Raw genomic sequence first — 26015 nt, forward strand, 5'->3', positions numbered from 1 at the left:
CGTGACGGGCCGCGGGCTTGCGCCGTCGGCCGTCGAACGCGCGGCGAGGACGTGCGCGCACGGTGCGTCGCGCACGTCCTGTCATCGAGCGGCGTTCAGTCGATGACCTTGCGCCAGAACACGAAATAGGCGGCGGCGGACGACGCCAGCAGCAGGATGGCCCACATCGGGGCGAGACTGAGCAGGACGGAAGAGACGTTAAGCATTTGGATTCCTCACTATTTCGACAGCGATATTCGACATGCACCTGCTTGCCGGAACCGGGGCATTGATCCGCCATCGCATTCCGTCAAATCATGTGTTCATGCTATCGCCTCGAGCGGCCGCGCAACCGCCGCCGCCCGTCCGCACCCTGACATTCGTCAAACTCGCGCGAATCACCCGCGCGCCGGCGCGGCGACGTTAGACAGGGCGGGATCACACCGCCCCCGCCGCCGTTTTCAGCAGATGTTTACCGGGGGAAGCCCCAAGTGCTTCGTCAGACGTATCCGCGTTACGCTGCAGCGACGAGGAGACGAATCATGAGACGAACCGTACATATCGCCGTATTCGCGCTGCTGGCCTATCTGATCGGCGATCGCGCGATCCTGCATGCACAGGGCCGCGACGCCAGCCCGCTCGCGTGCGAGCAAGGCGCCGCGCAGGTGAAGGCCGACGCGCTCGGCCGCGGCTTCGGCGAGGCCGCCGCCGGCAGCCAGAGCGAGGCCTACATGTCCGGTTGCCTGGTGACCGGGCGAGACGAGCGGGACGTCACGATGGCGAATCGTTGACGCGCATCCTGTAACATGCCGGCCGCGGGCGAAACCGCCCGCTCACGCCGCTCGGCGCCATTTTCCTTATCGACGCTTCGACGGACGTCATGGTCCGCCCCTCCGCCACGCCCCACGATGAGTCATCCGAACACCGAACTGATCCAGCGCTTCTACACGGCCTTCCAGCAGCGCGACATCGACGCGATGCTCGCCTGCTATGCCGACGACGTCATCTTCAGCGATCCCGCGTTCGGCGAACTGCGCGGCGACCTCGCCCGCGACATGTGGCGCATGCTGGTCGCGCGGGCGCAGGAATTCTCGCTGACGTTCGGCGACGTGGCGGCGGACGAACAGGCCGGGCGTGCCGCGTGGATCGCGCACTACCGGTTCGCCGCGACCGGCCGGATGGTGGGCAACCGGATCGACGCGCGGTTCCGGTTTCGCGACGGACGCATCGTCGAGCATCGCGACAGTTTCGACCTGTGGCGCTGGGCGCGTCAGGCGCTCGGGCTGAAAGGCGCGCTGCTCGGCTGGACGCCGTTCATGCAACGCGCCATCCGCGCGCAGGCGCGGAAAAATCTCGACGCGTACCGGGCGAAGCGGAAATAAGTCACGCCCCGCAACCGCGCCGCTACGGCGCCATCGTCGCGCGAATCAGGTCATCGGCCATGTCGGGCAACACGCCGTCCGGGTGCCTGAGGCCGTACCGGCGATACCAGCTTTCATCGGCCTCGGGATGCGGGCCGGCGAGCCCGACTCGCCCTCTGCCGTAGCGGTACGTCGCGGCGGCGATATCGCGGTTCGGATACGTCGCCAGCACGACACCGCCCGAGCCGGCCGGCACGGCCGGGAGCATCGCGCCGTCCTGATAGTAGATCCAGCGCCTTTTGCCGCGCCAGACGACCGGCGTGACCGTGTCGGCGATGCCGTGAAGCGCCGAGCCCGGCCGGCCGACCTCGGAATCGATCTCGCCGTCGACCAGCCGGAAACCGTGTTCGCCCGCCAAGTACGCGCCCATGCAGAGCCCCAGGTAACGCCCGCCGTTCGACACGTAACGCCGCACGGCCCTGATTGCATTTTTCCCGATGCTGGCCGCCGCGCCGGAAATGTCCTGCCCCCCGCCGGGCTGCACATACAACGCCGCACCGGCCAGCGCGGCGGGCGTGATCTTGAGTTTTTCCGCCGGGCCGACGTAGATCACCTTGAACTTGTCGTCCGATTCCCGCAGGCGGCTGGCGATCGCCTCGGGGCAGCCATCGCACGCGGCGGGGCCGCGATAGACGAGCGCGACGGGCCGGCTCGCCTCGCGACGCGTTTCGTCGCCGGTCGCCGCCGCATGAACGGCCGACGACGCGACGAGCGACATCGCCAGGAAAATCGAGTCTCTGGATCGCATGGTCCTGAACACCGGAGTAAGAGGATCGCCGTCGCCGGGGACGAATCGGCGGGCACGCGCCAATTTCCGCCTCGCGCTGTCACACCCCGATCGCAAGCTGCGCGACAGGAAGCGTAGCCGCGCGAACGCGCCGCGTGTGTGCCGTTTCCCGCGTACTTGTGCAGAAATGTGCGGCACCGGCAACCTGATCCGGGCTCGCCGGCCGCCCACCGGGCCACGCCAGACAAGGCCAGCTCGGCCATGCAGCCCCGATGCCCGGCCCTTCGCACATCAACTCTTATATAAGACATAAGACATTTGACGTTCCAGACCATTGAGATTAGAATCCCGCTCAAAGCAGTGCCTGGAATCGCCCCGGAGTGCCGGCAAGGCCTTCCCCTCAAACGCAATATCAGCAGGTCTCCCCATGCTTGAAAACTTTCGTGCTCACGTGGCCGCCCGCGCCGCGCTCGGTATTCCTCCCCTGCCGCTGACGGCTCAGCAGACCGCCGAACTGGTCGAATTGCTGACGAACCCGCCGGCCGGCGAAGAGCAGACACTGGTCGACCTGATCACCCATCGCGTGCCTGCCGGCGTCGACGAAGCCGCCCGCGTGAAGGCCGGCTTCCTGGCCGCCGTGGCCAAGGGCGAAACCGCCTGCCCGCTGATCTCGCGCGCACGCGCCACCGAACTGCTCGGCACGATGCTGGGCGGCTACAACATCCAGCCGCTGATCGAGCTGCTGTCCGACGACGCGGTCGCGGCCGTCGCGGCCGACGCGCTGAAGAAAACCCTGCTGATGTTCGACCAGTTCCATGACGTGAAGGAACTCGCCGACAAGGGCAACGCGCACGCGAAGGCCGTGCTGCAGAGCTGGGCCGACGCCGAATGGTTCACGAGCCGTCCGGAAGTGCCGCAAAGCCTGACCATCACCGTCTTCAAGGTGACGGGCGAGACCAACACCGACGACCTGTCGCCGGCGCCGGACGCCACCACCCGCCCGGACATCCCGATGCACGCGCTGGCGATGCTGAAGAACGCGCGCCCGGGCATCACGCCGGAAGAAGACGGCAAGCGCGGCCCGGTCAAGTTCATCGAATCGCTGAAGGAAAAGGGTCACCTGGTCGCGTACGTGGGCGACGTGGTCGGCACCGGCTCCTCGCGCAAGTCGGCCACCAACTCGGTGCTGTGGTTCACCGGCGAAGACATCCCGTTCGTCCCGAACAAGCGCTTCGGCGGCGTGTGCCTCGGCGGCAAGATCGCCCCGATCTTCTACAACACGATGGAAGATGCCGGCGCGCTGCCGATCGAGCTCGACGTGTCGCAGATGGAAATGGGCGACGTGGTCGAACTGCGCCCGTACGAAGGCAAGGCGCTGAAAGATGGCAAAGTGATCGCCGAATTCCAGGTCAAGTCCGACGTGCTGTTCGACGAAGTGCGCGCCGGCGGCCGCATTCCGCTGATCATCGGCCGCGGCCTGACCGCGAAGGCGCGTGAAGCGCTCGGCCTCGCGCCGTCGACGCTGTTCCGCCTGCCGCACCAGCCGGCCGACAGCGGCAAGGGCTTCTCGCTCGCGCAGAAGATGGTCGGCCGCGCATGCGGTCTGCCGGAAGGCCAGGGCGTGCGCCCGGGCACGTACTGCGAACCGAAGATGACCTCGGTCGGCTCGCAGGACACCACGGGCCCGATGACCCGCGACGAACTGAAGGATCTCGCCTGCCTCGGCTTCTCGGCCGACCTCGTGATGCAGTCGTTCTGCCACACCGCCGCGTATCCGAAGCCGGTCGACGTGAAGACGCACCAGACGCTGCCGAACTTCATCAGCACGCGCGGCGGTATCGCGCTGCGCCCGGGCGACGGCGTGATCCACTCGTGGCTGAACCGCATGCTGCTGCCCGACACCGTCGGCACCGGCGGCGATTCGCACACGCGCTTCCCGATCGGCATCAGCTTCCCGGCGGGCTCGGGCCTCGTCGCGTTCGCGGCCGCCACCGGCACGATGCCGCTGGACATGCCGGAATCGGTGCTGGTCCGCTTCAAGGGCAAGATGCAGCCGGGCGTCACGCTGCGTGACCTCGTCAACGCGATCCCGCTGTATGCGATCAAGCAAGGCATGCTGACGGTCGCCAAGCAAGGCAAGAAGAACATCTTCTCGGGCCGCATCCTCGAAATCGAAGGCCTGCCCGACCTGAAGGTCGAGCAAGCGTTCGAGCTGTCGGATGCGTCCGCCGAGCGTTCGGCCGCCGGTTGCACGGTGCACCTGAACAAGGAACCGATCATCGAGTACCTGAACAGCAACATCACGCTGCTCAAGTGGATGATCGCGCAGGGCTACCAGGATCCGCGCAGCCTGCAGCGCCGTATCGCGGCGATGGAACAGTGGCTGGCCGATCCGCAACTGCTCGCGCCGGATGCCGACGCCGAGTACGCGGCCGTCATCGAGATCGACCTCGCCGACATCCACGAGCCGATCGTCGCCTGCCCGAACGACCCGGACGACGTGAAGACGCTGTCCGACGTCGCCGGTGCGAAGATCGACGAAGTGTTCATCGGCTCGTGCATGACCAACATCGGTCACTTCCGTGCCGCGTCGAAGCTGCTGGAAGGCAAGCGCGACATCCCGGTCAAGCTGTGGGTCGCGCCGCCGACCAAGATGGACCAGAAGCAGCTGACGGAAGAAGGCCACTATGGCGTGTTCGGCACGGCCGGCGCACGCACCGAAATGCCGGGCTGCTCGCTGTGCATGGGTAACCAGGCTCAGGTGCGCGAAGGCGCGACGGTCATGTCGACGTCGACCCGCAACTTCCCGAACCGTCTCGGCAAGAACACGAACGTGTATCTCGGCTCGGCGGAACTGGCGGCGATCTGCTCGCGTCTGGGCAAGATCCCGACCAAGGAAGAGTACATGGCCGACATGGGTGTGCTCAGCGCGAACGGCGACAAGATCTACAAGTACATGAACTTCGACCAGATCGAAGACTTCAAGGAAGTGGCCGACACCGTGCAGATCTAAGCACGCAGTCGGGCTGCGGCGGGTGGTCGACGTCGCAGCGCACCGATAGGCGCCGCGGGCCGAATGGCTGCGGCGCCTTTTTTATGCGTCATCGGCCGGACGCGCCCGCCCGGTCAGTCGTACAGCGCGTGCAGTTGCTCGACCACGTCGAACGGCAAGCCCTCGTCATACCCGTCCGCTTCTTCGAGATCGACGTACTCGCGGCCGTCGGTCGGCTGCAGCATCGGCGCCGGCACGGGCCGCGCGACCGGGACGTCCGGATAATCGTTCGGCCCTGCGCCATCGAAGTCGTACGGATCGAACCAGATTCCGTGATCGGCGTAATAGCCGTCGGCGTACCGTTGCTCGATTTCACGAAGCAGCCGGAACGTATCGCGTTGATACGACGCGTGGCCCAGATCGCTTTCGTTCGCGTACTGCACGAACCACGCAGCGCCGAGATTCCAGTAGATCAGCAATGCGGTCGCGCGATCGACGTTGCGGTTGTCCAGCAGCCAGCGCAACGCGCGGCCGTTGCCGTCGTAATTGGAGCGTGCGGCGAACCGGTGCCACTGCTCGGGCGTCGCGCCTTCGAGCCAGGCCCGGACGAGGTCCCACGCCTTCTGTTCGATGTCGGAGTCGTTCATGAATCGTATCTTGCGGAATGAGCGGTAACGAGAAGGGCTCGAATGATCGGCCATGCCAGCGCCGCGGCGCGACACTCATGCGGCGCCGCCACCCTGCCCTCGCCGGATGACCAGTTCGTTGAAGCCGGTGCCCGCGTCGAGCTCGCGCGAGAACCGGTGCGCGGGCAGCAGCACGAGCAGGATCTCGGCCGTCGTGCGCACCACGCAGCCGCCCGACACATGGCCGCCGGACACGCGGCCGTGTGCATCCGAAACGGACATGTGCAGGTGCGCGCCGTCAGGCGACACCGAGCCGGCCAGCGTCAGGATTTCGAGGTCGCCTCGCAGTTCGGTCGGCGCGTCGACACCGGCGAGGCGCAGTTGCGCGACGCTCAGGCTGCCGATGCCCTGGATGACGAAGGCGGCGTGCGATTCGTGCTGGCGTAATGCCGTCTCGATGGCGCCGCGCAGATCGTCGCCGGGGGACAGACGCAGGGGATGGGCTTGCATGGACGAGAACCCGCTGGTGGACCGTGGTATCGACAAAGCGTACGTTCGTCTCGCGAATCGGGCAAGTCACACCGGCTCACCCGCGCCGATCGCTCGCCAGCAACCCGTACAACGCGCTGTCCGACACTTCGTCGCCGACGATCCAGCGTTCGCGCAGCAGCCCTTCCCGCGCGAAGCCGAGGCTTTCGAGCAGCCGCGCCGACGCGACGTTGCGCGGATCGATATCGGCCTCGATCCGGTTCAGCTTCAGCACGCCGAACGCATGCTCGATCACGGCCGTCGCCGCTTCGCGCATGTATCCGCCGCGCCAGAACCTGGGCCGCAGGCTGAAACCGATCTCGGCGCGCCGGCATTGCTCGTGCGCATGGAACAGCACGCATTCGCCGAGCGCCTCGCCGGTTTCGCGCAGTTCGAGCACGCAGATCAGGTCCTGCCCGCTCGCGGACGTCGTCAGGTTGCGCGCGACGCGCTCCGCGGCCTGCTCGATCCGCGTCATCGGCGAGAACGAGAAATAGCGCATCGCTTCGGCATCCGACCAGATCTCGAAGAACGCCTGCGCGTCGGCTTCGCGAGGCGGCCTCAGGACGAGGCGGGAGGTATCCAGCGTGACGGGTTCGAACAGGGGCATGACAATGGTCTGACGAAATGGCGACTGTGAATTAGAACACGCCAGCCGTCCGTCAACAATTGCGCACCCGAGCGGCCAACCACGCGACACGACCGGGTCGCCCCGAAACAAGAAGGCCCGGGAAACCTCACCCGGGCCCTTCCGTTCACTTCATCCGCCATCGCGGCATGCGCTCACGCCTCCAGCGCCTCCAGCACCTTCCCCTTCGTCTCGATCCCGACGAAATGCACGGTCACCGCCGCGATCAGCGGCACGATGCCGATCAGGTAGAACGCGGGCGCGAGGTTCCCGCCGATGATCGCGTGCGGCACGACCATCGGCGCGACGAACGACGCGATCTTCAGCCATGCGCTGCCGAGCCCGCAGCCCGACGCGCGGATGCTCGTCGGATATTGCTCCGGCGTGTAGACGTACGCGGTGATGAACCCCGACGCCATCAACCCGAGCGACAGCGAGCAGAAGATCGCGACGACGTACACCGACGACGCGTGATAGACACCCGCGAGCGCCAGCGACAGCGCGCACAGCACGAACGACCACACGATCACCGGCTTGCGGCCGAGCTTGTCGACCAGCAGCGCGGAGGCCAGCGAGCCGAGCACGCCCATCACCGAGCCGATCACCGCGAGATTCAGCGCGAGCTGCAGCGGTGCGTGATAGAAGTTCTTGTAGATCGTCGGCAGCCACGTCGACAGCCCGTACTGGATGAACCCGCAGGTCGCCCACAACGTCGCCACCGCGAGCGTGCGCTTGCGATACGCGGCGCGGAACAGGTCGCTCATCCTGCGCTTCGGATGCTGGCGCACCATCTCGTCGAACGCGGCCGTCTGCGTGACGGGCGGCAGATCGCCGCGCACCGACGCTTCGAACGCGCTCGTCGCGCGCCCGGCTTCCGCGAGCCGCCCGCGCGACGCGAGCCAGCGCGGCGATTCCGGCACGAGGCGCGTCAGCACGAGCGCCAGAATCAGCGGCAACCCGCCGACGAAGTACATGATTTCCCAGCCGAAGCGCGGCACGAGCCACGCACCGAGCGCCATCGACACGAGCAGCCCGATCGGGAACACGATCTCGTACAGCAGCACGAAACGGCCGCGGCCATGGGCGCGCGTGATCTCGTTGATGTACGTCGCGGCAACCGGCAGCTCGCCGCCGAGCCCGAGCCCCTGCAGAATCCGCAGCAGCACGAACACCTCGAAGGTCGGCGCGAAGCCGCACGCGATGCTCGTGATGCCGATCACGGCCGAGCTCCACGCGATCGCCTTCACGCGACCGTGTTTTTCCGCGAGCGCGGGAAACAGGAACGCGCCGATCAGCTGGCCGATCGCGCCGGACGCGATCAGCATGCCGATCTGCGTCGGCGACAGCCCCCATTTGTGAATCAGCAACGGCAGCGTCGCCGCGATCGTGATCACGTCGAAGCCGTCGAAGAACGTCGCGGTACCGATCAGCACGCGCGCGCGGATCTGCATCGCGTTGGCCGGAAGCCGCTCGAGCCGCGCGATGATCGCGCCGGGCGTCGAGGCGGCAGCTTCCATCGTGGCGCGACCGGCCACGACGTTGTCGAAAGTGCTCATGCGGGGGATCTCCTGGTCTTTCGCCGGTCAGGCAAGCGCTTGGGTTGTGTCTGCCAGGGCTTCCGTATCCACGGCCCGGCCCTGGTTCATCCACTTGCGCGCGAGCTTCAGCTCACGTGCGTTGTTCACGGCGATGACACCTCTCACCTGCCCATCGCCCACGAAAAACAGCGTCGCACGGCGCGCGGCGAGCTCGCCGCGCACGACGAGCTGCGCATCGGCCGGCAGATCGCCGAGAATCTGCAGGTTCACGTCGTACTGATCGGACCAGAACCACGGAATCTCCGCGTACGGCGCGCGCACGCCGAGCACGGCCTTCGCCGCCGCGATCGCCTGGTTCTGCGCATTGGCCCACGATTCGAGCCGCACGCGCCGCTTCAGCCAGCCGTTGTGATGGTTCGCGACGTCGCCGCACGCGAAAATCGCCGGGTCGCTGGTCGCGCCGAATTCGTCGACGACGATGCCGTCGTCGACCGCCAGCCCCGCATCGCTCGCGAGCGACGCGTTCAGCGCGAGGCCGATGCCGGCCACCGCGAAATCGGCGTCGATCGTCGTGCCGTCGGCGAGCGTTGCGCGTACCTTCGATGCGTCGTCCGGCTGCGGGTCGAGCGACGCGAGCGCCGCGCCCGTGCGCACGTCGACCCCGTTCGAGCGATGCAGGTCGAGCAGGAACTCCGACACGATCTGCGGCACCGAGCGGCCGCACAGCCGCGGCGCGCCTTCGACCACGACCGCGTCGACGCCGAGCTTGCGCGCGGTCGCCGCGACTTCGAGGCCGATCCAGCCGCCGCCGATCACGAGCACGCGCCGGCTCGCACGCAGTTTCTCGCCGAGCGCGGCCGCTTCGTCGAGCGTGCGCAGGTAATGCAGATTCGGCGTCCTGACGATCGAATCGGGCAGGCGGCGCGACGTGCCGCCGGTCGCGATCACGAGCCGGTCGTATTCGATCTCGCGCCCGCTCGCGGTCGTCACCACGCGCCGCGCACGGTCGATCGAGGCCGCGCGTTCCGGCTGCCACGCCTCGACGTTCAACGCGTCGAATTCGTCGGGACGCACGACGCGCACGGTCTCGATGTCGGCGTCGCCGGCCAGCACGGCCTTGGACAGCGGCGGACGCTCGTACGGCAGGTGCGGCTCGTCGGCGATCATCACGAGACGGCCCGCGTAGCCTTGCGCGCGCAGCGTCTTCAGCACCCAGCCGGCGGCCTGGCCGCCGCCGATCACGACGACCGTGCCCGGCGCGGGCTGCGCGGACGTATTCGCTTCGGTCATGATTTGCGCTCCGTCATGAACTTGCCTTCCGGCGCCTGCGCGTGCTTCTGCCGGCGCGTGTTGCCGTCGAGGCCGCCGTCGACGGCCCATTCGGCGAACACGGTCGGGCCCGGCTCGAATTCGCGCGGCTGCCATTCGGGCGTCAGCATGTCTTCGTCCGCGTAGTACTCGATCAGACCGCCGGCGGGGTTCTGGAAGTACCAGAAGTACGCGGACGACACGGGGTGCCGCCCCGGACCGAGTTGCGTTTCCCAGCCGCAGCGGTCGATGTGCATGCCGCCGCCGAACACTTCATGGATGTCGCGCACGGTGAACGCGACGTGGTTCAGGCCACGCTTGCCCGTCGGCAGCGCGAGCAGGAACAGGTCGTGGTGGCCGCCGTGCGGCGCGCAACGCATGAACGCGCCGCGGCCCGGGTAGCGGTCCGACGTCTCGAAGCCGAGCAGTTCGTGATAGAACTTTTCCTGCGCGTCGAGGCAGTTCGTGAAGAACACGACATGCCCGACCTCGACCGGCTCCGCGCGTGCGTAGATCGGGCTCGGCTGGTCGACGCGCAGCGTCCGGCCCCACACGTTCGACGGCGAGCCCGTGATGTCCAGGGCACGCTTGCGCGTGACTTCGATGCGGATCGCCATGCCGTTCGGGTCGATACAGCCGACCGCATCGTCCTGCGCGTAATAGCCGGGCTGGCCGGCGAGTGTCGTGCGCAGCGCGTCGAGTTCGCCCTGCGTCGCGACGCCCCACGTGACTTCCCGCAGCGTCGGACCCGCCTCGAATGCCGGCGGCAGCGCCGGATCGTCGGCCTTGACGGCCAGCACGGTGCAGCCGTTCAGCGTCTCGAAACACGCACGCGTGTCGTCGTACGCGATTTCCTTCAGCCCCCAGTCGGCGAAAAAGCGCCGGCAGGTCGCGAGATCGTCGACGCCGTACGTGATCTGCTCGATTCCCAAAATGCTCATTGCGTCATTCCCCTTCGCTCAGTTCGCCCACGGCAGCGGCGCGTCGTTCAAGCCCCAGTAGAGGCTCTTCTGCTGCATGTACTCGCGGATGCCGAGACGCCCTTTCTCGCGCCCCATTCCGCTCTCCTTCCAGCCCGAGAACGGCGTGGAAATCGAAAACAGCTTGTACGTGTTGATCCACACGGTGCCCGTTTCGAGCGCGCGCGCGATGCGCCAGGCGCGCTTGTAGTCGCGCGTCCAGATGCCGGCCGCGAGGCCGAACACGCTGTCGTTCGCCTGCGCGATCAGCGACGCTTCGTCGTCGAACGGCATCGCGACGAGCACGGGACCGAAGATTTCTTCCTGGCAGATGCGTGCACTGTTCGGCAAGCCTTCGAGAATCGTCGGCTGATAGAAGAAGCCGTTCTCGCGCCCGTCGCCCGACGGCCGCTCGCCGCCGCACAGCAGGCGGCCGCCTTCCTCGAGGCCGAGCGCGACGTAGCGCTCCACCGATTCGCGATGCTTCGCGGTGATCAGCGGCCCCATCTGCGTGTCGGGCCGCGTCGGGTCGCCCACGCGCAGCTTGCGGGCGCCGGCCACCAGGCGCTTCATGAATTCGTCGGCCACCGCGCGCTGCACGAACAGCCGCGAACCGGCGATGCACGCTTCGCCCGACGAGCTGAAGATGCCGTACAGCACGCCGTTGACCGCGTGATCGAGATCGGCGTCGTCGCAGACGATCGTCGGCGACTTGCCGCCGAGTTCGAGCGACACCGGCATCAGCTTCTCGGCCGCGAGGCGCGCGATGCCGCGGCCCACCTCGGTGCCGCCCGTGAACGACACCTTCTTCACCAGCGGATGGCGCACGAGCACGTCGCCGATCACCGAGCCCTTGCCCGGCAGCACGCTCAGCACGCCCTTCGGCACGCCGGCTTCCTCGCAGATGCGCGCCAGCGCGAGCGACACGAGCGGCGTGACTTCGGCCGGCTTGAGCACGACGGCGTTGCCGCCGGCGAGCGCCGGCGCAAGCTTCTGCGCATCGGAAGCGATCGGCGAATTCCACGGCGTGATGGCCGCGATCACGCCGATCGGCTCGTACACGCTCATCGTCAGGTAATCGCCGCGCGACGGCGTCAGTTCCTCGTCGAGCGTCTCGAGGCACGCCGCGAAATAGCGGAACGTGTTCGCCGCACTCGCCACCAGCACGCGCGTCTCGCCGATCGGCTTGCCGTTGTCGCGGCGCTGCAGATTCGCGAGCGCCTCGTGGCGCTGCATGATCAGGTCGGCAATGCGGTACAGCACCTGCGCGCGCTGGTGCGGCTTCAGCCCGGCCCAATCGGCGCGACGCCAGGCGGCGTCGGCGGCCTCGACGGCTTCGGCCGCGTCTTCCGCGTTCGCCGTCGACACTTCCATGTTCAGCGACTGGTCGGCCGGATAAATGCTCGCGTAGGGCGCGCCACGGCCGCGCCGCCACTCGCCGCCCACCAGGATGGTGCCGTCGGGTACGAGGCTGGTATCGAAAGGAGTCATGTCACAAGTCCCACAATTCTGTGTCTGCGCGTCCGCCCTCGCCGTGGCGCGGGCGGACGGTCCAAGGCCCGGTCAGATCACGCAGCGGGCCGCGCGGTTGCGCAGCGCGCGGATCGCGCTGTACGCCGTCAGCGCGGACGTCTTCGGGTTGTCGGGCAGCGGCTTGCCGCTCATTTCGAGCGACATCTCGCCGAACGCGCCGCGCGCGGTGATGCGGTGCACGTTGCGCTCGACCGCCGGATCGGCGATCAGCCGCACGTGCGTCGCGTCGAGACCGAGGCCCGCGAGCGCCACGGTTGCCGCGACGTTCGCGTTCTTCGGATACAGCCGCGCGGCGTCGCGCGCGGTGCCTTCGAAGATCACCTTTTCCCCGGTCATCGCATGCAGGTCGCACAAGGCCTCGGCCGGCGTACCGAGCCAGCCGAGCGGCGGCTTGCGGCCGACGTACAGCACTTCGTCGAGGCCGCCCTGCTTCGCGGACGCCAGCGCGTCGATGCCGCCGATCGCGCCCGACAGCAGCGTCACCGTCGAGCCGCCTTCGTCGGCCGCCCGCGACAGCAGGTCGAGCAGCGCGAGATCGGACAGCGCGCCGATCGAGGCGACCGCGCAGTCGGTGCCGGCCTTCAGCAGCGGCACGACGTGATCGACGAGTGCGCCGTGGCCCGCGCATTCGAGCGCGAACTCGGGGCGGCGGGCCAGTGCGTCGACCGACGACACGACCTCCACCGCACCGCCGAGCACGCGCTGTACCTCCGCGCGCTGGTGTTCCGGCACGATCACGTGCGCGACGCGCAGCGACGCATCGTGCTCGACTGCGCGGTACACGGCCGCGCCGATCGCGCCGAAGCCGATCATCGCGACGTCGACGGGTGCGTGCGCGTTACGCATACTGGCGCTCCGTCGGCGCTTCCTTCTTCACCGGCGGGCCCGCGAACTGCGACGCGAACGTGCCGACCGACAGCATGTCGACTTCGACCATCACCGGCCCTTCCTTCGCCAGCCCTTCGCGCACGATCGCCTCGGCGTCGTCGAGCGACGTGATCCGGTAGTGCGTGAGGCCGAAGCTCGCGCAGAACTGCGCGAAATCGGGCTGGTGCAACTGCACGAAGCAGCGGCGGCCGCCGTAGTGCGCGTCCTGGATGTTGCGGATCACGCCGTAGCACTGGTCGTTCATCAGCACGATCATCACGTTCGCGTTTTCCTGCACGGCCGTCACGAGTTCGCCGACGTTGACCATCAGGCCGCCGTCGCCGACGAGGCAGACCGTCTTCGCCGCGGCGCCCGCGAGCGCCGCGCCGATGCCCATCTGGATGCCCTGGCCGATGCCGCCGCCGAGCGCATGCACGCCCGAGCGCGGCTCGAAGATCTTCAGCAGGCGGTTGCCCCACGTGCTGTTCGAGATCGTCACGTCGCGCACCCAGTTGTAGTCGCGGCCGACCGCGCCCTGCAGCGTGTCGACGAGCTTCTTGTACGGCCCGAGGCCCTTCGACACGTCGGCCACCGCCTGTTCGCGGGCCGCCGCGAGATCGGCCGCGAATTGCGGATCGACCGACAGGCGGCCTTCGAGGCGATCGGCCAGTTCGGCCAGCACGCGCTTCGAATCGCCGTGCACGAACAGTTCGTTGCGGTAGCCGCGGTTGTCGGCGAGCGCATCGGCGTCGACGCGGAACAGCGGCTGCGGCAGCGCGAGCTTGTACTTCAGCGTCTCGTTGCCGCGCAGGCGCGAGCCGACGACGACGAGCGCGTCGCAGGTGTTGTAGAACGCCTCGACGGACGCGTGCACGTTGAACGCGCCGAGCGTCGCCGGATGATCCTCGGGCAGCACGCCGCGGCCCTGCACGCTCGTCACGACGCCGAAGCCGAGCTTCACGAGGCGTTCGACTTCCTCACGCGCGTGGCGCGCACCGCCGCCGAGCCACAGCAGCGGGCGGCGCTTCGCCGCGAGTGCGTCGGCGAGCTTCGCGACGCGCGCGGTGTCATGCTCGCGCACCGTGACGTGCGCCGGTTCGAGGTCTTCCGGCCATTCGATTTCGGCTGCCTGGATGTCGATCGGAATCTCGACCGACACGGGGCCCGTCGGCGCCGTTTGCGCGATGCGCACGGCTTCGCGGATCGTCGGCAGCACGGTTTCGACGGTGCGCACGCGGAACGCGGCCTTCGAGATCGAGTCGAGCATCGACAGCTGGTCGGGCGCTTCGTGGATGTACGCCAGATCCTGGTCGAGGTAAGGCGTCTCGATCTGTCCCGTCACGTGCAGCAGCGCGGTGCCGGCCGTCAGCGCCTCGACCATCGCGCCGGCCGCATTGCCGGCCGCGGTGCCGGTGCTCGTGAACGCGACGCCGAGGCCGCCCGACACGCGGGCCAGCCCGTCGGCCATGTTCAATGCGCCCGCTTCGCCGCGCGCGCCGACATAGCGGATGTTGCCGCGCGAGTTGATCGCGTCGAGGATCGGCATGTTGTGGATCGAGATGACACCGAATGCGGTTTTCACGCCGCACTGCTCGAGAAAGGCGGCAATCAGCTCGCCAACCGTGGTTTTTTTAGACATGGCGTGCAAAGCCTCCAGAAACGTCGATATGGCTGCCCGTCGTGTACGACGACAGATGCGTTGCGAGATAAAAGAGTGCCCAGGCGGCCTCGTCAGGCTTGCCGAAGCGGTTCAGCGGAATGTTCTTCTTGCGGGCGAGCGCGCCCGTCCAGTCGTCCCAGCTTTCGCCGGGCTGCGCCTGCGTGTCGTAGCGACGGCGCCACTGCCCCGACTCGACGATGCCGATCAGGATCGAGTTCACGCGGATGCGCTGCGGCGCCAGTTCGGTCGCGAGCGACTTCACGAGGCTCAGCACGCCCGCGCGCGCCGACGACGTCGCGACCATGTGCGGCTCCGGCTGCAGCGCGAGCAGCGAGTTCACGCACGTGATCGTCGGCGCCTGCGCGTCGCGCAGCAGCGGCAGGAACGCGCGCGTCGGGCGGATGATGCTGAAGTACTTCAGCTCGAGTTCTTCGCGCCATGCGTCGTCGGTCGTATCGGCGAAGGTCGACACGCGACCCTGGCCGGCGTTGTTGACCAGCATGTCGGCACGGCCGAAGCGCGCCGATACCGCCTGCGCGAATGCAGCCACGTCGGCTTCGTCGAGCACGTTGCAGCGCGCGGCGAGCAGTTGCGCGCCCGGGTATTTCCCGCCGAGCATCGCTTCGGCGCGCGCCAGTCGGTCGCCGTCGCGGCCGCAGATTGCAACCGACGCGCCCGCTTGCAGGAACCGTTCGGCCGTCGCGAGGCCGATGCCGGACGAACCGCCCGTCACCACCGCGACCTGCCCGGTCAGATCGATCTGAATCATCGGAGTCCTAAAGCCTTCAGAAACGTGTGCTCGTCATCCGAGCGGTAATTGAGCCGCCGCGACAATTCCGCCGCCGCGCGCTGCACCTTGTCGATCAGCCCGTCCGCGATCAGCGCCGCGTCGATCTCCGGACGCGGCACCGTCACCGTGATGCACGCGACGATCTTCTGCGTCTCGTTGCGCACCGGCGCCGTGACCACCGAGATGCCGCGCTCGAACGACGAATTGCTGACGCCGTAGCCGCGCAGCGCATCCTCGCGGATCACGTCGTACAGCGCGTCGACCGTTTCCGGCGTCGCGCTCGTCATCCGGGTCAGCGCGCCTTCCGGATACAGCGCATGCAGTTCCTTCAGCGACAGGTCGCCCATCAGCACGTGGCCGTGGGTCGTCGCATGCGCGGGCAGGCGCGTGCCGACGTTCACGCGGATCGAGCTGAACACCGGCGACTGGCTCTGCGCCTTTGCGACGAACACCACGTCGCGGCCGTCGCGGATCACGATGTGCGTCGTGAAGCCGGTCGCATCGCGCAGGCTTTCGATCACCGGCAGGCCGAGATCGGTCAGCTCCAGCGAGCTCAGGTATTCGAAGCCGAGCCGCAACACGGCGATGCCGAGCTTGTAGTTGCGATCCTTGTCCGCACGCTCGAGAAAGCCGAGCGATTCGAGCGTCTGCAGCAGACGGAACACCGTCGTGCGCGGAATGCCGAGCCGCTTCGACAGTTCGGGCGCGCCGAGCACCGGCTCGCGCGGCGAGAATTCGGCCAGAATCCGCAGCCCGCGTTCGAGGCCCGGCACCACATAGTTCGCGTCGGCCTTCGCGTGTTCGGATGCCGGTCGTTGCAGCGGTTCGCTCATGCCAGCCCCCGCTGTGGGTCGCATTGACGGCAGAAACCGTCGATCAAGGCGGAATAAACGGCCGGCGCTTCCACGTAGCCGGCGTGGCCTGCTTGCGGAATCACCTGTAGCGCGACGTGCGCGGCCGCGGCGATCCGCTCGCACGCGGCGGGCGGCGTGATCGCGTCGTGCGCGCCGACGGCCACGGCCGTGCGGCCGCGAAAGCCGGCGAGATCGGTCGCGAGATCGGCATTCGCGAGCAGATGCGTGGCCTGCGCGTAGCCGGCCGGCACGATGCGCGCCATGTTCCAGCGCACCCACGCCTTCGCTTCCTCGTTCGCGAAACCGGACAGCATGTTGCCGCTGCGCTGCTCGGCGAGCCCGGCCGGGCCGAGCGCCGCGAGCATCGCGAGCCGCGCGTCGCGGCGCGCGTCGCGCGTATCGGCCGGCGCGCTGCCGTAACCGCCCGCGGGCGATACCAGCAGCAGGCCGGCGATCCGCGCAGGCATCGCGCGGGCGAGACCGCCCGCGACGATCGCGCCGAGCGAATGACCGACCAGCACGCAGCGTTCGATGCCGAGTGCCTCGAGCCACGCGTTCAGCGATGCCGCGTAATCGGCGGCATCCGGCGACGCGCCGTGCACGGGCGTCGACACGCCGTAACCGGGCGCATCCCATGCGAGCACGCGCCGCGACGCGCCGAGCGTGTCGAGCTGGCGAACCCACGATGCGGCGCCCGAGCCGATCCCGTGCAGCAGCACGACGGGCAGCGCGCGGCCCGCATGCTGCGCGCCGGCCTCGCGGTAACCGATCGTGCCCGCCGCGCCGGCCGCGCAACGCTGCTCGGGAAACTGCCCGAGCAGCGCGGCGAACGCCGCGGTGCGGTCGCGTTCACGTTTGTCGATGACACTCATTGCTTCACCGGTTCCGTCTCAACGCTTGATCTTCGCGAGCGGCGAATCGGGCGGATACGTCGGCGTGATCGGCTTCGGTGACCCGAGCATCACGCACATCAGCGCATCTTCCTCGCCAACGTTGATTTCCGTGCGATACACGCCCGGCGGCACCGAGATCAGGTCGCGCTCGCCGAGGATCGCTTCCCATGTCTCGCCGTCGCGCTCGCAGATGACCTTCATCTTGCCGCGCAGCACGAAGAAGATTTCCTCGACGTCGGTGTGGATGTGGCTCGGGCCGATGTTGCCGGCCGGAATGACCATCGTCGAGAACGTGAAGCCGCCGGCCGGCACCGTGTTGACGTCCTTCGCGACGCCCGTGCCGCCCGTGCCGACGTAGCGCATCTGCGCGCGGCGGTACTTCGGGTCGTAGTCGGCCTGGAACTTCAGCGCGTCCCAGTCGTAGCGCCGCGTCGCGTAACGCGCGACACGCCCTTCCATCCAGTCGTTGAAGCTTGCGCCTTCCGGCTGGTCCCACGACTTGCGTTCGAGATCGGCGTCCGCCATCGTCCACTCCTTCATTCAGTGTGAAAACATCAATTCATTACGAAGCCGCCGTTCACCGGCAGCAATTGACCCGTCACGAAGCGCGCGCCGTCCGACAGCAGGAACAGCACGGGGCCCGTCACGTCGTCGGGCACCTGCGCGCGCGTCAGCGCGCGGCCCTGCAGGTAGAACGCGTGACGCTCGGCCGGCACGTAGGCGGTCGCCTCGACTTCGGTGAGCCCAGGCGCAATCGCGTTGACCGTCACGCCGTGCGCACCGAACTCGCGTGCCTGCGCATGCGTCATCGCGATCACCGCGCCCTTGCTCGCGACGTACGCGAGCAGCTTCGGCGCGCCCCACAGCGCGGTGTCCGATGCGAGGTTCACGATCGCGCCGCGGCCCGACTGCGCGAGGTACGGCAGCGCTGCATTGCTGACGAGCCACACGCCGCGCACGTTCACGTTCATCACGGCGTCCCACGTCGACACGTCGAGCTCCGTCGACAGCTTGCCGCCCGAGTTCGTGATCGCCGCGTTGTTGATCAGCGCATCGATGCCGCCGAGCGCCGCGGCACCTTGCGCGACGAACGCGTCGATGCTCGCCGGATCGGCCAGGTCGAGCGCGAGGAAATGCGCGGCGTGGCCCGCTTGCGCGAGTTCCGCGGCCAGCGCGCGGCCCTCTTCGACGAGCACGTCGCCGAACGCGACCTGCGCGCCCGCGGCGGCGAGCGCCCTCACGAACGCCGCACCGAGACCGCGTGCGCCGCCCGTGACGAGCACGCGGCGCCCCGGCAGCGGCACGACCGGAGCGAGCTCAGCCATTCGCGGGCTCCGAAGCGGCGTGTGCCGCGCGATGCGCATCGAGTGCGGACAGGTGTTCCTGCGCACGCTGGCGCAGCATCCGGCGCACGCGCGTGATGCCGACGTCGTGCTGGTACAGGTATTCGTGATCGCGCGCGTGCGGCGCGAGGCTTTCGAGGACGTAGCGGTCCTGCTCGAGCACGTCCCAGTGCAGGCCCTCGAGACGGTTGCGGTACATGAAGCGCCACACGTCGCGCTGCCAGCCGCCGACCTTGCGCGTCCGCCAGAAATAGACCTGGCAGTTGTCGCCGTCGACCGGCGTCGCGAAGCCGATGATCCCGAAGTTGCCGCCCGGGCCGAACTTCTGCTTGTACGGAATCGCGAGGCGCATCCACAGGCAACCCGTTTCGCCGAGCTCGACCCAGTCGAAGTTCACGTCGCGCTGGCCGGTCTTCTCGAACATCAGGCCCGTTTCCGTCTTGCGCACGCGCATGTCGGCCTGCTTGTCGCCTTCGGCCATCGAGTGCGACGTCGCGTGCAGGTACGCGCCGTGCATCGGGTCCATCACGTTGTCGATCGCGTACTGGTAATTGCACTTCCAGTTCGACACGCACAGGAAATGGGCGTACTCGTCGGCGACCAGTTCCTCGGGCAGGTTCAGCGGCGCCGGCTCGCCGTGCGCTTCGTCGCCGAACCACAGGAAGATCGCGCCGGCCTTCTCTTCCACCGGGTACGACTTCACGCACTTCGTGCCTTCGAGCGGACAGTTCGATACGGCCGGCACGCGGTTGACGGTGCCGCCGCCGTCGACTTCGATGCCGTGATACCAGCACGCGATGCTGCCGCCGAGGTTCCAGCCGAGCGACAGGCGCGCGCCGCGGTGCGGGCAGCGATCCTCGAGCGCGTGGACCTTGCCGTCGTGATCGCGCCACAGCACGATCTGCTCGGACAGGCGCGTGAGGCCGACGGGTGCATTCGACACCTGCCAGCTGGGTGCAACGGGATACCAGTAGTTCTTGATGCCGCGGTCGAGATAGTCACGGACCGGGTCGTGTTGGACTGCGTGTTGTACGGGGGACGTCATCAGTGTGCTCCGGATGCGGTTGTCGTCGGGTCGGCGTTCACGCGCGCGGCGCGCTCATTCCGCCAGCGCGGCCATTTCGGCGCGGAAACGTTCGGCGGTCCACGCAGTGCCGTCCGGTGCGCGGAAGCCGATGCGGTTCAGGCCCGCGACGACGTCGTCCAGCTCGGTCGCGCCGGCTTCGAACACGCGCTCGAGCGCATCGCCGAGATCGTTCTCGTACTGCGTCGGCGCGGCCTTGCGGTTCTGCCAGACCTGGTTCTCGACCTGGCCGGGGATCTCGATCTGCCCCTTGCCCGCGACGTTGTTCGGCTGCGGCGCCACCCACGGCTTCAGGAAGGGATTGAAGTTGACGGTCGCTTCTTTCATGTCATTCCACCTTGATCTGGATTTCCTCGCCGGCGAGGCGCACCGCGTACTGCTTCAGCGCGCGCCCGCCCGGACCCTTCAGGCATTCGCCCGTCTTGATGTCGAACACGGCCTCGTGCAGCGGGCATTCGACCGTGCCTTCGTCGACGAACCCCTGCGTCAGCAGCGCGTACGCATGCGGGCACACGTTTTCGAGCGCATACACGTCGTCGCCGACGCGATAGATCCCGATTTCGACGCCGTCGGTCCGCTTGAACTCGATCGGCGTGTCTTCCGACAGCGCGCCGGCGTGACCGGCGCAAATCCATTGCTCTGACATCTCACACCCTTCCTTCTGATCGACTCTCGGTTTGTTCCGATTTGTTCCATATCAGGAACATCAGTTTATGGATGGTGATTATAGGAGCGACCTTCCGTGAGTAAAATAAAAAGCTGCATGTCCTAGGGAAAACACTGACCGTGCGATCGACGATCGCCTTCGATCACCTTGTCAAATGTATTTTTTTGTTGTGTAACGGGCATTTATCGTCATTTTCTGGGCATCACGCACCGATGCCGGGCATCGTCGGAAAACCCTTCCGGCCCGAAAAATTTATTTTTGATACGGTGCTTGACGACTCTATACTCCATTCCATCAGAGGCACACCGTTCCTTATATGGAACATAAAAATGCCCACCAAATGGCGAACCCCTGTGCGACGGCCGGCCGTCCCCGCACATGCCGCCATGGCACGTTTTCATCAGGTTGGAGATTCAGGAGATCAAATGGTCAAGCATGCGGTAGCAGCAGCAGTGGTCGGATTGGGCGCCGCGTCGGGCGCGTGGGCACAGAGCAGCGTGACGCTGTACGGCAGCCTGGATGCGGGCGTCGCATATGTGAACAACGTCGGCGGCCATGCAAAGTGGGCGATGATCCAGGGCAACACCCAGCCCGACCGGTGGGGCCTGAAGGGCAAGGAAGATCTCGGCGGCGGCCTGTCGGCTATCTTTCAGCTCGAAAACGGCTTCTATACGAACAACGGCCAGTTCGCGACCGCGAACACGATCTGGAACCGCGCGGCATTCGTCGGCCTGAGCTCCGACCGCTACGGCACGCTGACGCTCGGCCGCCAGACGCCGCTGTCGTTCGACTATCTCGATCCGCTCAGCACGGCCTACCTCGCGTTGAGCTGGTACGCGTTCCACCCGGGCAACATCGACGGGCTCGCCGCGACCGGCAACGTGCCGTACAACAACGCGGTCAAGTACCGCTCGCCGACCTTCGCGGGTTTCTCGGCCGCGGCCACGCTGGCGCTCGGCAACACGACGAACTTCTCGACCGGCAAGTCGGTCGGCGTCGCGCTGAACTATGCGAACGGGCCGTTCAAGGCGTCGGCCGTGTACTCGAACGAGCACGACCGCTCGATCCTGATCAGCCAGACCGGCATTACGTCGTTCCAGGGGCAGAACACCGCGAACGGCTATCTCGCGAACAAGGTCGAGAACATCGGCGCGGGCGCGTCCTACCAGTTCGGCGACTTCCTCGTGCATGGCCTCTACACGCGCACGAAGATGCAGTCGAACGGCTATCCGGATACGTTCCAGAGCTACGACGCGGGCGTGAACTACCGCAGCAGCGCGTTCAACACGATCGCGGGCGGTGCGGCGACCACGACGCTGGCCGGCCGCCGCTGGACGCAGGTCGAGCTCGGCGACATCTACGCGCTGTCGAAGCGCACGCAGCTCTATGCGAACGTGCTCTACGAACACGGGTCGGGCGGCGCGAAGGCCGCGTTCTTCACGGCCGGCGTGTCGAGCACCGCGAACCAGGTGATCGTCCTGACCGGGATCCATCACTCGTTCTGAGCGGTGCCGGGCGTCCGGCGCCTGAAACGAAAAGAGCGGCCCGCGGGCCGCTCTTTCTTCTGTGCGCGGCCGCGTGCGGCGGCCTGCCCGAAGCGTCGATGTCAGAACATCGCGACCTTGTGGCGCGCGTGCGCGAACGTCGGATCGCTTTCGAGCGGACGATAGTTCAGCCGCTGCGACAGGTCGACCGCCGCGCCGCACACGGCTTCGACGAGCCGTTCCTTCTCGCCGGCCTCGCCGATCTCCGAACGCGGCACCGTCGCGGTGATCGCCGCGACGATCGAGCCCGACTGATCGCGCACGGGCGCGGTCACCGCCGAAATGCCGCTCTCGAACGCCGCCTCGCTGACCGCGTAGCCGAGCCGCGCGTAGTGGCGCACGCGTTCGTACAGCTCGTCGACGCTGCCCGGCGTGCGCTCGGTGAACTGCTCGAGTTTTTTCTCCGGATAGAGCTGACGCAACGCGTCGCGCGTGAGGTCGCCCATCAGCACGTGGCCGTGCACGGTGGCGTGCGCGGGCAAGCGCGTGCCGACGTGTACCTTCACCGAACCGAACATCGACGTATTGCTCTGCGCCTTCGCGACGAACACGACGTCGCGCTGGTCGCGGATCAGCAGATGCGTCGACAGGCCGGTCGCATCGCGCAGCCGTTCGAGCACGGGCGTACCGAGATCGGTCAATTCAAGCGAGTTCAGGTATTCGAAACCGAGCCGCAGCACGCCGACGCCAAGCCGGAAATAACGGTCGCCGTTCACGCGCTCGAGGAAGCCGAGCGCCTCGAGCGTCTGCAGCAGGCGGAACGTGGTCGTGCGCGGAATGCCGATGCGCTTCGACAGTTCCGGCGCGCCGAGCACGGGCTCGCGCGCGGAGAATTCGGCCAGGATCCGCAGCCCGCGTTCGAGCCCCGGCACCAGGTAGGACGACGCGCCGCCGGACGATTCGTCGTCGCCGGGCGTCGCCGGATCGGGTGCACCGCTCATCGTTGTCTTGACCATGTGGACATGGACGAAAGGAAATCAGTCACGAAACAGGTCATGGATCATCGTGGATATTCAGTCATGCTACCTCAGCGCGCGCGCCGGATCGCACCGGCACGCACGCCGTGACGCAACATGCGCATCCACACCGCGATGCGGTGTCATTCAAGGTCGAGAGGATAGCAGCGTTGGACGGCGCGACGCCATGCGGGAATCGCCGAACGGCGGGCAGCCGGCCGCACCGCCGAGGTGCGGCCGCCCGTGTCCGGCGTGGCGCGCCGGATCGCCTACAGGCGCGACAGGTAGACGCGAATGTTCGCGCGGTCGTAGGTGAAGCCGCCGGCCGGATCCGGCTCCAGCACCCGCGCGAGATCGACCGCATACATCCAGCCGCTGCCCAGCAGGCCGCCGTTGATCGCGCGGATCCGGCTGCCGCCGACGGCGATCGCCGCATGAAACACGTTACCGTTTCTGGAGAAGCCGACCGCGGTGCCCGCCGGAATGCTCGCGCGTCCGTCCCATTGATCGCCGGTCTCGAAGTTGAACCGAGACTTCCACAGCTGGCCGATCGTGTCGAGCAGCGCACCGGGCGCGATCAGCGCGTCGGCACGCAGCAGATACCGGACATAGGCCGCGGCGTCGTAGCAGACGCCGCCGGACACGTACTCGTTGATGTTGGCCATCCCGAACATCAGCGCCTGCGCGTGTTTTTGCCTTTCGCCGAGGCCGGATTGGGCGACATGCCCGCCTAGCTGGGTCAGTTGCATGGATAGCTCCTTGTGAGGAAAACGGACGCCGTCGTCCCGCCGGCGCGATAACCTCATATCTTATTACGATATCCGCCGGCGCCGACCCTGCTCCCGGTGTCACGGCGTGCGCGCCGCCGCCAACGTGTCGGGATTCGGCGCGAGCCGCGGGCGCACCCGCAACGGCTGCGGCATGTCGGGCCGCGGCTCCGCCAGCGGGCCGGTCATGAGCAGTTGCCGCAGCGTCGCATCGGCACCGGGATCGCCGAGCGACACGAACTCGACGCGCGTGACGACGTCCCGCATGCGGTGTCGCGCGATGCGCGCCGCGCGGCGGACAAAAAGCTGAAAACGGAAAGGAATCGGGCAAGCACCGCCCGGCAGCGGGCGGCGAAAGGGGGACGGCGAGAGGCGATCCTCGGGCGGACCGCCGCGACGGCGTCAGGCCGTCACGGCTGCGTCATATTCGGCGCGGGCAAGCTGGCCGGCGGCGTACGCCTCGGCCTCGCCGCGAAAGCCTTCCTGGCTGAACGCAACGACTTTCACACCGACGCCGGTCGCCCGCTTCACCGTCAGCGCCCATTGCCATCCGCCGTCTTGCTCGAAGACGTGCAGCGAGGGTTCGAAGGAAGGGTCGAGTACGGTCACGCGTTTTGCTCCTGCCCCTTGCGCGCCGCATAGGCCACACTCGAGGCATGTCGAAAGGGTCGCGCCGGTGTGCCGACGCGCTTCTGCCATTCGACAGTCTAGTCAATAATTGTTGCGACGCACCATCAGAGGTTTCACTCATCTATCGGAACCGGCCGGTCGATCGAAACTGACTGAAACCCATACGGCACGGGCTTCCGCACCGCGCCGGGCGATGCGGCATCGCATTCGTGCGGCAACGTGCCGCACACGCGAACGATTGCTTGCGTCGGCCATTCGTGGATCGCATAAACGGGGCGCGACCTATCCGGCGGACATCACGCGCCGAAAAGTCAGGTTGACGCGCTCGCCCTGCACACCCGGCGCCTTCGGCACGCGGTGCTGCCATTCCGCCTGCGTGCGCCCGCGCATCACGAGCAGGCTGCCGTGCACGAGGCGATACGCATGCGTGATGCCGGTCGCGCGGTGGCGCAGATCGAACACGCGCATCGCCCCGAGGCTCACCGATGCGATCACCGGTTCATCCCCGAGCGCCGGCTCGTTGTCCGCATGCCAGCCGAGGCCGTCCAGCCCGTTCCGATAGCGATTGAGCAGCACGCTGTTGAAGCGCGTACCGCACGTCGCCTCGACCGCCTGCTTCAGGTCGAGCACGGCCGGCGTCCACGGCGCGGGCACGTTGCGGATCCCCGAGTACACGTAGACGGCATCCGGTTCGCCCTGCCACGCGGTCAGCCTCGGCAACGGAATGCGGCCGCGCGGCGTGCGGATCGTGTCCTGCCGCCAGGCGACCTCGCCGATCAGCGCGGCCAGCGCGCGATCGGCATCGGGTTGCGCGAGCCAGTCGGGATACCAGTCCACGTCGGGCACGGGCGTGTCAGCGAAGAAATCGGGGGTCGACATGTCGGAAGGAACGGGCGAGAAACGGAACGAACGAGGCCTGTCTGCATACTAGCCAACGGCGCCCCGGCCCGCCATGCGCTGTCATTCGCCGATGAAAGGAAGCGGCCGCGTGCCGCGATGCGCATTCGCGCATCACGCTATCATCGCGGCGTGTCGCGGCACGCCCCGCCGAGGGGCGCCGCTTTTCTCCGCCATGCCGGCCGGCGCGACCCGGCCGCATTCTTCCCGGATCCCATCATGACGACGCTCTCCGATTCCGCCCTCGATCAACTGTTTCGCTCCGCCCGCACGCACAACGCGTGGCAGGACAAACCCGTCGACGACGCGCTGCTGCACCGCCTGATCGACCTGACGAAATTCGGCCCGACGTCGGCGAACTCGAGCCCCGCGCGCTTCGTGTTCGTCAAGTCGCCCGAAGCGAAGGCGCGCCTGAAACCCGCGCTGTCCGACGGCAACCTCGCGAAAACGATGGCCGCGCCCGTCACCGTGATCGTCGGGATGGACTACGCGTTCTACGAGCACCTGCCGCGCCTGTTCCCGCACGCCGACGCACGCAGTTGGTTTGCCGGCAACGATGCGCTGATCGAGGCCACCACGTTCCGCAACGCGTCGCTGCAAGGCGCTTACCTGATCCTGGCCGCACGCGCGCTCGGCCTCGACGCGGGCCCGATGTCGGGCTTCGACGGCGCGAAGGTCGATGCCGAATTCTTCGCGGGCACCGCGATCAAGAGCAACTTCCTCGTGAATCTCGGCTACGGCGATCCGGCCGGCCTGTTCCCGCGCAGCCCGCGCTTCGATTTCGACGACATCGCCCGCATCGAATAACGGTTGCGAGCGCGGGC

At 67.5% G+C, this 26015-nt stretch carries 28 protein-coding genes; 5 read left to right on the forward strand and 23 right to left on the reverse strand.

The genetic code is table 11. The features are described from left to right. The first annotated feature begins 521 nt into the window (after positions 1–521). Together WJ12_RS29315 and WJ12_RS29320 are read left to right on the forward strand one after the other, a co-directional pair. Positions 522–770 (forward strand): hypothetical protein, encoded by a 249-nt coding sequence (locus tag WJ12_RS29315; RefSeq protein ID WP_034189881.1) that lies wholly within the window; start codon positions 522–524, stop codon positions 768–770. A 117-nt stretch (positions 771–887) separates the two neighbouring features. Further along, positions 888–1361, forward strand: coding sequence for a nuclear transport factor 2 family protein (locus WJ12_RS29320; RefSeq protein WP_034189882.1), 474 nt, complete (start codon positions 888–890; stop codon positions 1359–1361). Positions 1362–1383: 22 nt separating this feature from the next. Here the strand turns inward: WJ12_RS29320 and WJ12_RS29325 are convergent, their stop codons facing one another. Then, positions 1384–2325, reverse strand: coding sequence for a BPL-N domain-containing protein (locus tag WJ12_RS29325; protein ID WP_226104072.1), 942 nt, complete (start codon positions 2323–2325; stop codon positions 1384–1386). Positions 2326–2554: 229 nt separating this feature from the next. On the opposite strand from WJ12_RS29325, the gene acnB reads away from it, so the two are divergent. Beyond that, on the forward strand, positions 2555–5140 hold the full coding sequence (gene acnB / locus WJ12_RS29330) for a bifunctional aconitate hydratase 2/2-methylisocitrate dehydratase (protein WP_034189884.1): 2586 nt from the start codon (positions 2555–2557) through the stop codon (positions 5138–5140). 113 nt (positions 5141–5253) lie between these two features. On the opposite strand, the gene WJ12_RS29335 is transcribed toward acnB, so the two are convergent. From WJ12_RS29335 to WJ12_RS29415, 17 genes are all read right to left on the reverse strand, one after another. Beyond that, positions 5254–5766: a DUF4274 domain-containing protein gene (locus WJ12_RS29335; protein WP_069245954.1), complete on the reverse strand. Its 513-nt coding sequence runs from the start codon at positions 5764–5766 to the stop codon at positions 5254–5256. Between the two features lie 75 nt (positions 5767–5841). Then, on the reverse strand, positions 5842–6255 hold the full coding sequence (locus tag WJ12_RS29340) for a PPC domain-containing DNA-binding protein (RefSeq protein WP_069245955.1): 414 nt from the start codon (positions 6253–6255) through the stop codon (positions 5842–5844). A gap of 76 nt (positions 6256–6331) precedes the next feature. After that, positions 6332–6883, reverse strand: a complete 552-nt coding sequence (locus tag WJ12_RS29345; RefSeq protein ID WP_049032715.1) for a GNAT family N-acetyltransferase — start codon at positions 6881–6883, stop codon at positions 6332–6334. Between the two features lie 173 nt (positions 6884–7056). Further along, the gene (locus WJ12_RS29350; protein ID WP_034189888.1) at positions 7057–8457 is read right to left on the reverse strand and encodes an MFS transporter; all 1401 of its coding nucleotides are present in this window, start codon (positions 8455–8457) and stop codon (positions 7057–7059) included. Positions 8458–8484: 27 nt separating this feature from the next. Then, positions 8485–9729 (reverse strand): NAD(P)/FAD-dependent oxidoreductase, encoded by a 1245-nt coding sequence (locus WJ12_RS29355; RefSeq protein WP_069245956.1) that lies wholly within the window; start codon positions 9727–9729, stop codon positions 8485–8487. Beyond that, positions 9726–10688, reverse strand: coding sequence for a VOC family protein (locus tag WJ12_RS29360; RefSeq protein ID WP_049029270.1), 963 nt, complete (start codon positions 10686–10688; stop codon positions 9726–9728). The genes WJ12_RS29355 and WJ12_RS29360 overlap by 4 nt, the downstream gene beginning before the upstream one ends. An 18-nt stretch (positions 10689–10706) precedes the next feature. Beyond that, a complete protein-coding gene (locus tag WJ12_RS29365; RefSeq protein WP_034189891.1) occupies positions 10707–12197 on the reverse strand; it encodes an aldehyde dehydrogenase in 1491 nt (496 codons plus the stop codon). Positions 12198–12269: 72 nt separating this feature from the next. Next, complete coding sequence (locus WJ12_RS29370; protein ID WP_069245957.1) at positions 12270–13085, reverse strand: aspartate dehydrogenase; 816 nt, start codon at positions 13083–13085, stop codon at positions 12270–12272. Continuing rightward, positions 13078–14745, reverse strand: a complete 1668-nt coding sequence (locus WJ12_RS29375; RefSeq protein WP_069245958.1) for a thiamine pyrophosphate-binding protein — start codon at positions 14743–14745, stop codon at positions 13078–13080. The genes WJ12_RS29370 and WJ12_RS29375 overlap by 8 nt, the downstream gene beginning before the upstream one ends. Beyond that, positions 14738–15535: an SDR family oxidoreductase gene (locus WJ12_RS29380; protein ID WP_049030514.1), complete on the reverse strand. Its 798-nt coding sequence runs from the start codon at positions 15533–15535 to the stop codon at positions 14738–14740. Before WJ12_RS29380 ends, WJ12_RS29375 begins: the two co-directional genes overlap by 8 nt. Then, positions 15532–16389, reverse strand: a complete 858-nt coding sequence (locus WJ12_RS29385) for an IclR family transcriptional regulator (RefSeq protein ID WP_034189895.1) — start codon at positions 16387–16389, stop codon at positions 15532–15534. Before WJ12_RS29385 ends, WJ12_RS29380 begins: the two co-directional genes overlap by 4 nt. Beyond that, entirely contained in the window at positions 16386–17282 is an 897-nt protein-coding gene (locus WJ12_RS29390; protein ID WP_059557590.1) for an alpha/beta fold hydrolase, read from the reverse strand. Before WJ12_RS29390 ends, WJ12_RS29385 begins: the two co-directional genes overlap by 4 nt. Positions 17283–17300: 18 nt before the next feature. Beyond that, complete coding sequence (locus WJ12_RS29395; RefSeq protein WP_034189947.1) at positions 17301–17828, reverse strand: cupin domain-containing protein; 528 nt, start codon at positions 17826–17828, stop codon at positions 17301–17303. 29 nt (positions 17829–17857) lie between these two features. After that, the gene (locus WJ12_RS29400) at positions 17858–18628 is read right to left on the reverse strand and encodes an SDR family oxidoreductase (RefSeq protein ID WP_069245959.1); all 771 of its coding nucleotides are present in this window, start codon (positions 18626–18628) and stop codon (positions 17858–17860) included. After that, the gene (locus WJ12_RS29405) at positions 18621–19691 is read right to left on the reverse strand and encodes an aromatic ring-hydroxylating dioxygenase subunit alpha (RefSeq protein WP_034189898.1); all 1071 of its coding nucleotides are present in this window, start codon (positions 19689–19691) and stop codon (positions 18621–18623) included. The genes WJ12_RS29400 and WJ12_RS29405 overlap by 8 nt, the downstream gene beginning before the upstream one ends. 54 nt (positions 19692–19745) lie before the next feature. Beyond that, positions 19746–20057 (reverse strand): recombinase-like helix-turn-helix domain-containing protein, encoded by a 312-nt coding sequence (locus tag WJ12_RS29410; RefSeq protein ID WP_034189899.1) that lies wholly within the window; start codon positions 20055–20057, stop codon positions 19746–19748. A gap of 1 nt (position 20058) precedes the next feature. After that, positions 20059–20376, reverse strand: coding sequence for a non-heme iron oxygenase ferredoxin subunit (locus WJ12_RS29415; RefSeq protein WP_006489883.1), 318 nt, complete (start codon positions 20374–20376; stop codon positions 20059–20061). Positions 20377–20822: 446 nt separating this feature from the next. Between WJ12_RS29415 and WJ12_RS29420 the strand changes: the two genes are divergently transcribed. Further along, the gene (locus tag WJ12_RS29420; RefSeq protein WP_069245960.1) at positions 20823–21902 is read left to right on the forward strand and encodes a porin; all 1080 of its coding nucleotides are present in this window, start codon (positions 20823–20825) and stop codon (positions 21900–21902) included. A 101-nt stretch (positions 21903–22003) separates the two neighbouring features. Here the strand turns inward: WJ12_RS29420 and WJ12_RS29425 are convergent, their stop codons facing one another. The 5 genes from WJ12_RS29425 to WJ12_RS29445 form a co-directional block, all read right to left on the reverse strand. Then, a complete protein-coding gene (locus tag WJ12_RS29425; RefSeq protein WP_034189901.1) occupies positions 22004–22897 on the reverse strand; it encodes an IclR family transcriptional regulator in 894 nt (297 codons plus the stop codon). Between the two features lie 269 nt (positions 22898–23166). Continuing rightward, complete coding sequence (gene tecA, locus WJ12_RS29430) at positions 23167–23646, reverse strand: type 6 secretion system effector deamidase TecA (protein WP_049035372.1); 480 nt, start codon at positions 23644–23646, stop codon at positions 23167–23169. 99 nt (positions 23647–23745) lie between these two features. Continuing rightward, positions 23746–23931 (reverse strand): hypothetical protein, encoded by a 186-nt coding sequence (locus WJ12_RS29435; RefSeq protein ID WP_059557587.1) that lies wholly within the window; start codon positions 23929–23931, stop codon positions 23746–23748. 135 nt (positions 23932–24066) lie between these two features. Next, positions 24067–24273, reverse strand: a complete 207-nt coding sequence (locus WJ12_RS29440; RefSeq protein ID WP_034189904.1) for a hypothetical protein — start codon at positions 24271–24273, stop codon at positions 24067–24069. Positions 24274–24576: 303 nt separating this feature from the next. Further along, positions 24577–25173, reverse strand: a complete 597-nt coding sequence (locus WJ12_RS29445; RefSeq protein ID WP_034189905.1) for an alpha-ketoglutarate-dependent dioxygenase AlkB family protein — start codon at positions 25171–25173, stop codon at positions 24577–24579. Between the two features lie 237 nt (positions 25174–25410). Here WJ12_RS29445 and WJ12_RS29450 point away from each other — a divergent pair, with 237 nt between their 5' ends. Then, complete coding sequence (locus tag WJ12_RS29450) at positions 25411–25998, forward strand: malonic semialdehyde reductase (RefSeq protein WP_059557610.1); 588 nt, start codon at positions 25411–25413, stop codon at positions 25996–25998. The last annotated feature ends 17 nt before the right edge of the window (positions 25999–26015 follow it).

The sequence above is a fragment of the Burkholderia seminalis genome, assembly GCF_001718535.1.
GTDB lineage: Bacteria > Pseudomonadota > Gammaproteobacteria > Burkholderiales > Burkholderiaceae > Burkholderia > Burkholderia seminalis.

Bases quoted from the DNA above. Each gene is read 5' to 3' on its own strand.
- acnB (WP_034189884.1), top strand. From the start codon at position 2,555: ATGCTTGAAAACTTTCGTGCTCACGTGGCCGCCCGCGCCGCGCTCGGT.
- WJ12_RS29320 (WP_034189882.1), top strand. From the start codon at position 888: ATGAGTCATCCGAACACCGAACTGATCCAGCGCTTCTACACGGCCTTC.
- WJ12_RS29450 (WP_059557610.1), top strand. From the start codon at position 25,411: ATGACGACGCTCTCCGATTCCGCCCTCGATCAACTGTTTCGCTCCGCC.
- WJ12_RS29395 (WP_034189947.1), bottom strand. From the start codon at position 17,828: ATGGCGGACGCCGATCTCGAACGCAAGTCGTGGGACCAGCCGGAAGGC.
- WJ12_RS29380 (WP_049030514.1), bottom strand. From the start codon at position 15,535: ATGATTCAGATCGATCTGACCGGGCAGGTCGCGGTGGTGACGGGCGGT.
- WJ12_RS29400 (WP_069245959.1), bottom strand. From the start codon at position 18,628: ATGGCTGAGCTCGCTCCGGTCGTGCCGCTGCCGGGGCGCCGCGTGCTC.
- WJ12_RS29425 (WP_034189901.1), bottom strand. From the start codon at position 22,897: ATGGTCAAGACAACGATGAGCGGTGCACCCGATCCGGCGACGCCCGGC.
- WJ12_RS29370 (WP_069245957.1), bottom strand. From the start codon at position 13,085: ATGCGTAACGCGCACGCACCCGTCGACGTCGCGATGATCGGCTTCGGC.
- WJ12_RS29405 (WP_034189898.1), bottom strand. From the start codon at position 19,691: ATGACGTCCCCCGTACAACACGCAGTCCAACACGACCCGGTCCGTGAC.
- WJ12_RS29350 (WP_034189888.1), bottom strand. From the start codon at position 8,457: ATGAGCACTTTCGACAACGTCGTGGCCGGTCGCGCCACGATGGAAGCT.
- WJ12_RS29315 (WP_034189881.1), top strand. From the start codon at position 522: ATGAGACGAACCGTACATATCGCCGTATTCGCGCTGCTGGCCTATCTG.
- WJ12_RS29335 (WP_069245954.1), bottom strand. From the start codon at position 5,766: ATGAACGACTCCGACATCGAACAGAAGGCGTGGGACCTCGTCCGGGCC.
- WJ12_RS29415 (WP_006489883.1), bottom strand. From the start codon at position 20,376: ATGTCAGAGCAATGGATTTGCGCCGGTCACGCCGGCGCGCTGTCGGAA.
- WJ12_RS29355 (WP_069245956.1), bottom strand. From the start codon at position 9,729: ATGACCGAAGCGAATACGTCCGCGCAGCCCGCGCCGGGCACGGTCGTC.
- WJ12_RS29435 (WP_059557587.1), bottom strand. From the start codon at position 23,931: ATGCGGGACGTCGTCACGCGCGTCGAGTTCGTGTCGCTCGGCGATCCC.
- WJ12_RS29375 (WP_069245958.1), bottom strand. From the start codon at position 14,745: ATGTCTAAAAAAACCACGGTTGGCGAGCTGATTGCCGCCTTTCTCGAG.
- tecA (WP_049035372.1), bottom strand. From the start codon at position 23,646: ATGCAACTGACCCAGCTAGGCGGGCATGTCGCCCAATCCGGCCTCGGC.
- WJ12_RS29345 (WP_049032715.1), bottom strand. From the start codon at position 6,883: ATGCCCCTGTTCGAACCCGTCACGCTGGATACCTCCCGCCTCGTCCTG.
- WJ12_RS29385 (WP_034189895.1), bottom strand. From the start codon at position 16,389: ATGAGCGAACCGCTGCAACGACCGGCATCCGAACACGCGAAGGCCGAC.
- WJ12_RS29340 (WP_069245955.1), bottom strand. From the start codon at position 6,255: ATGCAAGCCCATCCCCTGCGTCTGTCCCCCGGCGACGATCTGCGCGGC.
- WJ12_RS29390 (WP_059557590.1), bottom strand. From the start codon at position 17,282: ATGAGTGTCATCGACAAACGTGAACGCGACCGCACCGCGGCGTTCGCC.
- WJ12_RS29360 (WP_049029270.1), bottom strand. From the start codon at position 10,688: ATGAGCATTTTGGGAATCGAGCAGATCACGTACGGCGTCGACGATCTC.
- WJ12_RS29420 (WP_069245960.1), top strand. From the start codon at position 20,823: ATGGTCAAGCATGCGGTAGCAGCAGCAGTGGTCGGATTGGGCGCCGCG.
- WJ12_RS29365 (WP_034189891.1), bottom strand. From the start codon at position 12,197: ATGACTCCTTTCGATACCAGCCTCGTACCCGACGGCACCATCCTGGTG.
- WJ12_RS29445 (WP_034189905.1), bottom strand. From the start codon at position 25,173: ATGTCGACCCCCGATTTCTTCGCTGACACGCCCGTGCCCGACGTGGAC.
- WJ12_RS29410 (WP_034189899.1), bottom strand. From the start codon at position 20,057: ATGAAAGAAGCGACCGTCAACTTCAATCCCTTCCTGAAGCCGTGGGTG.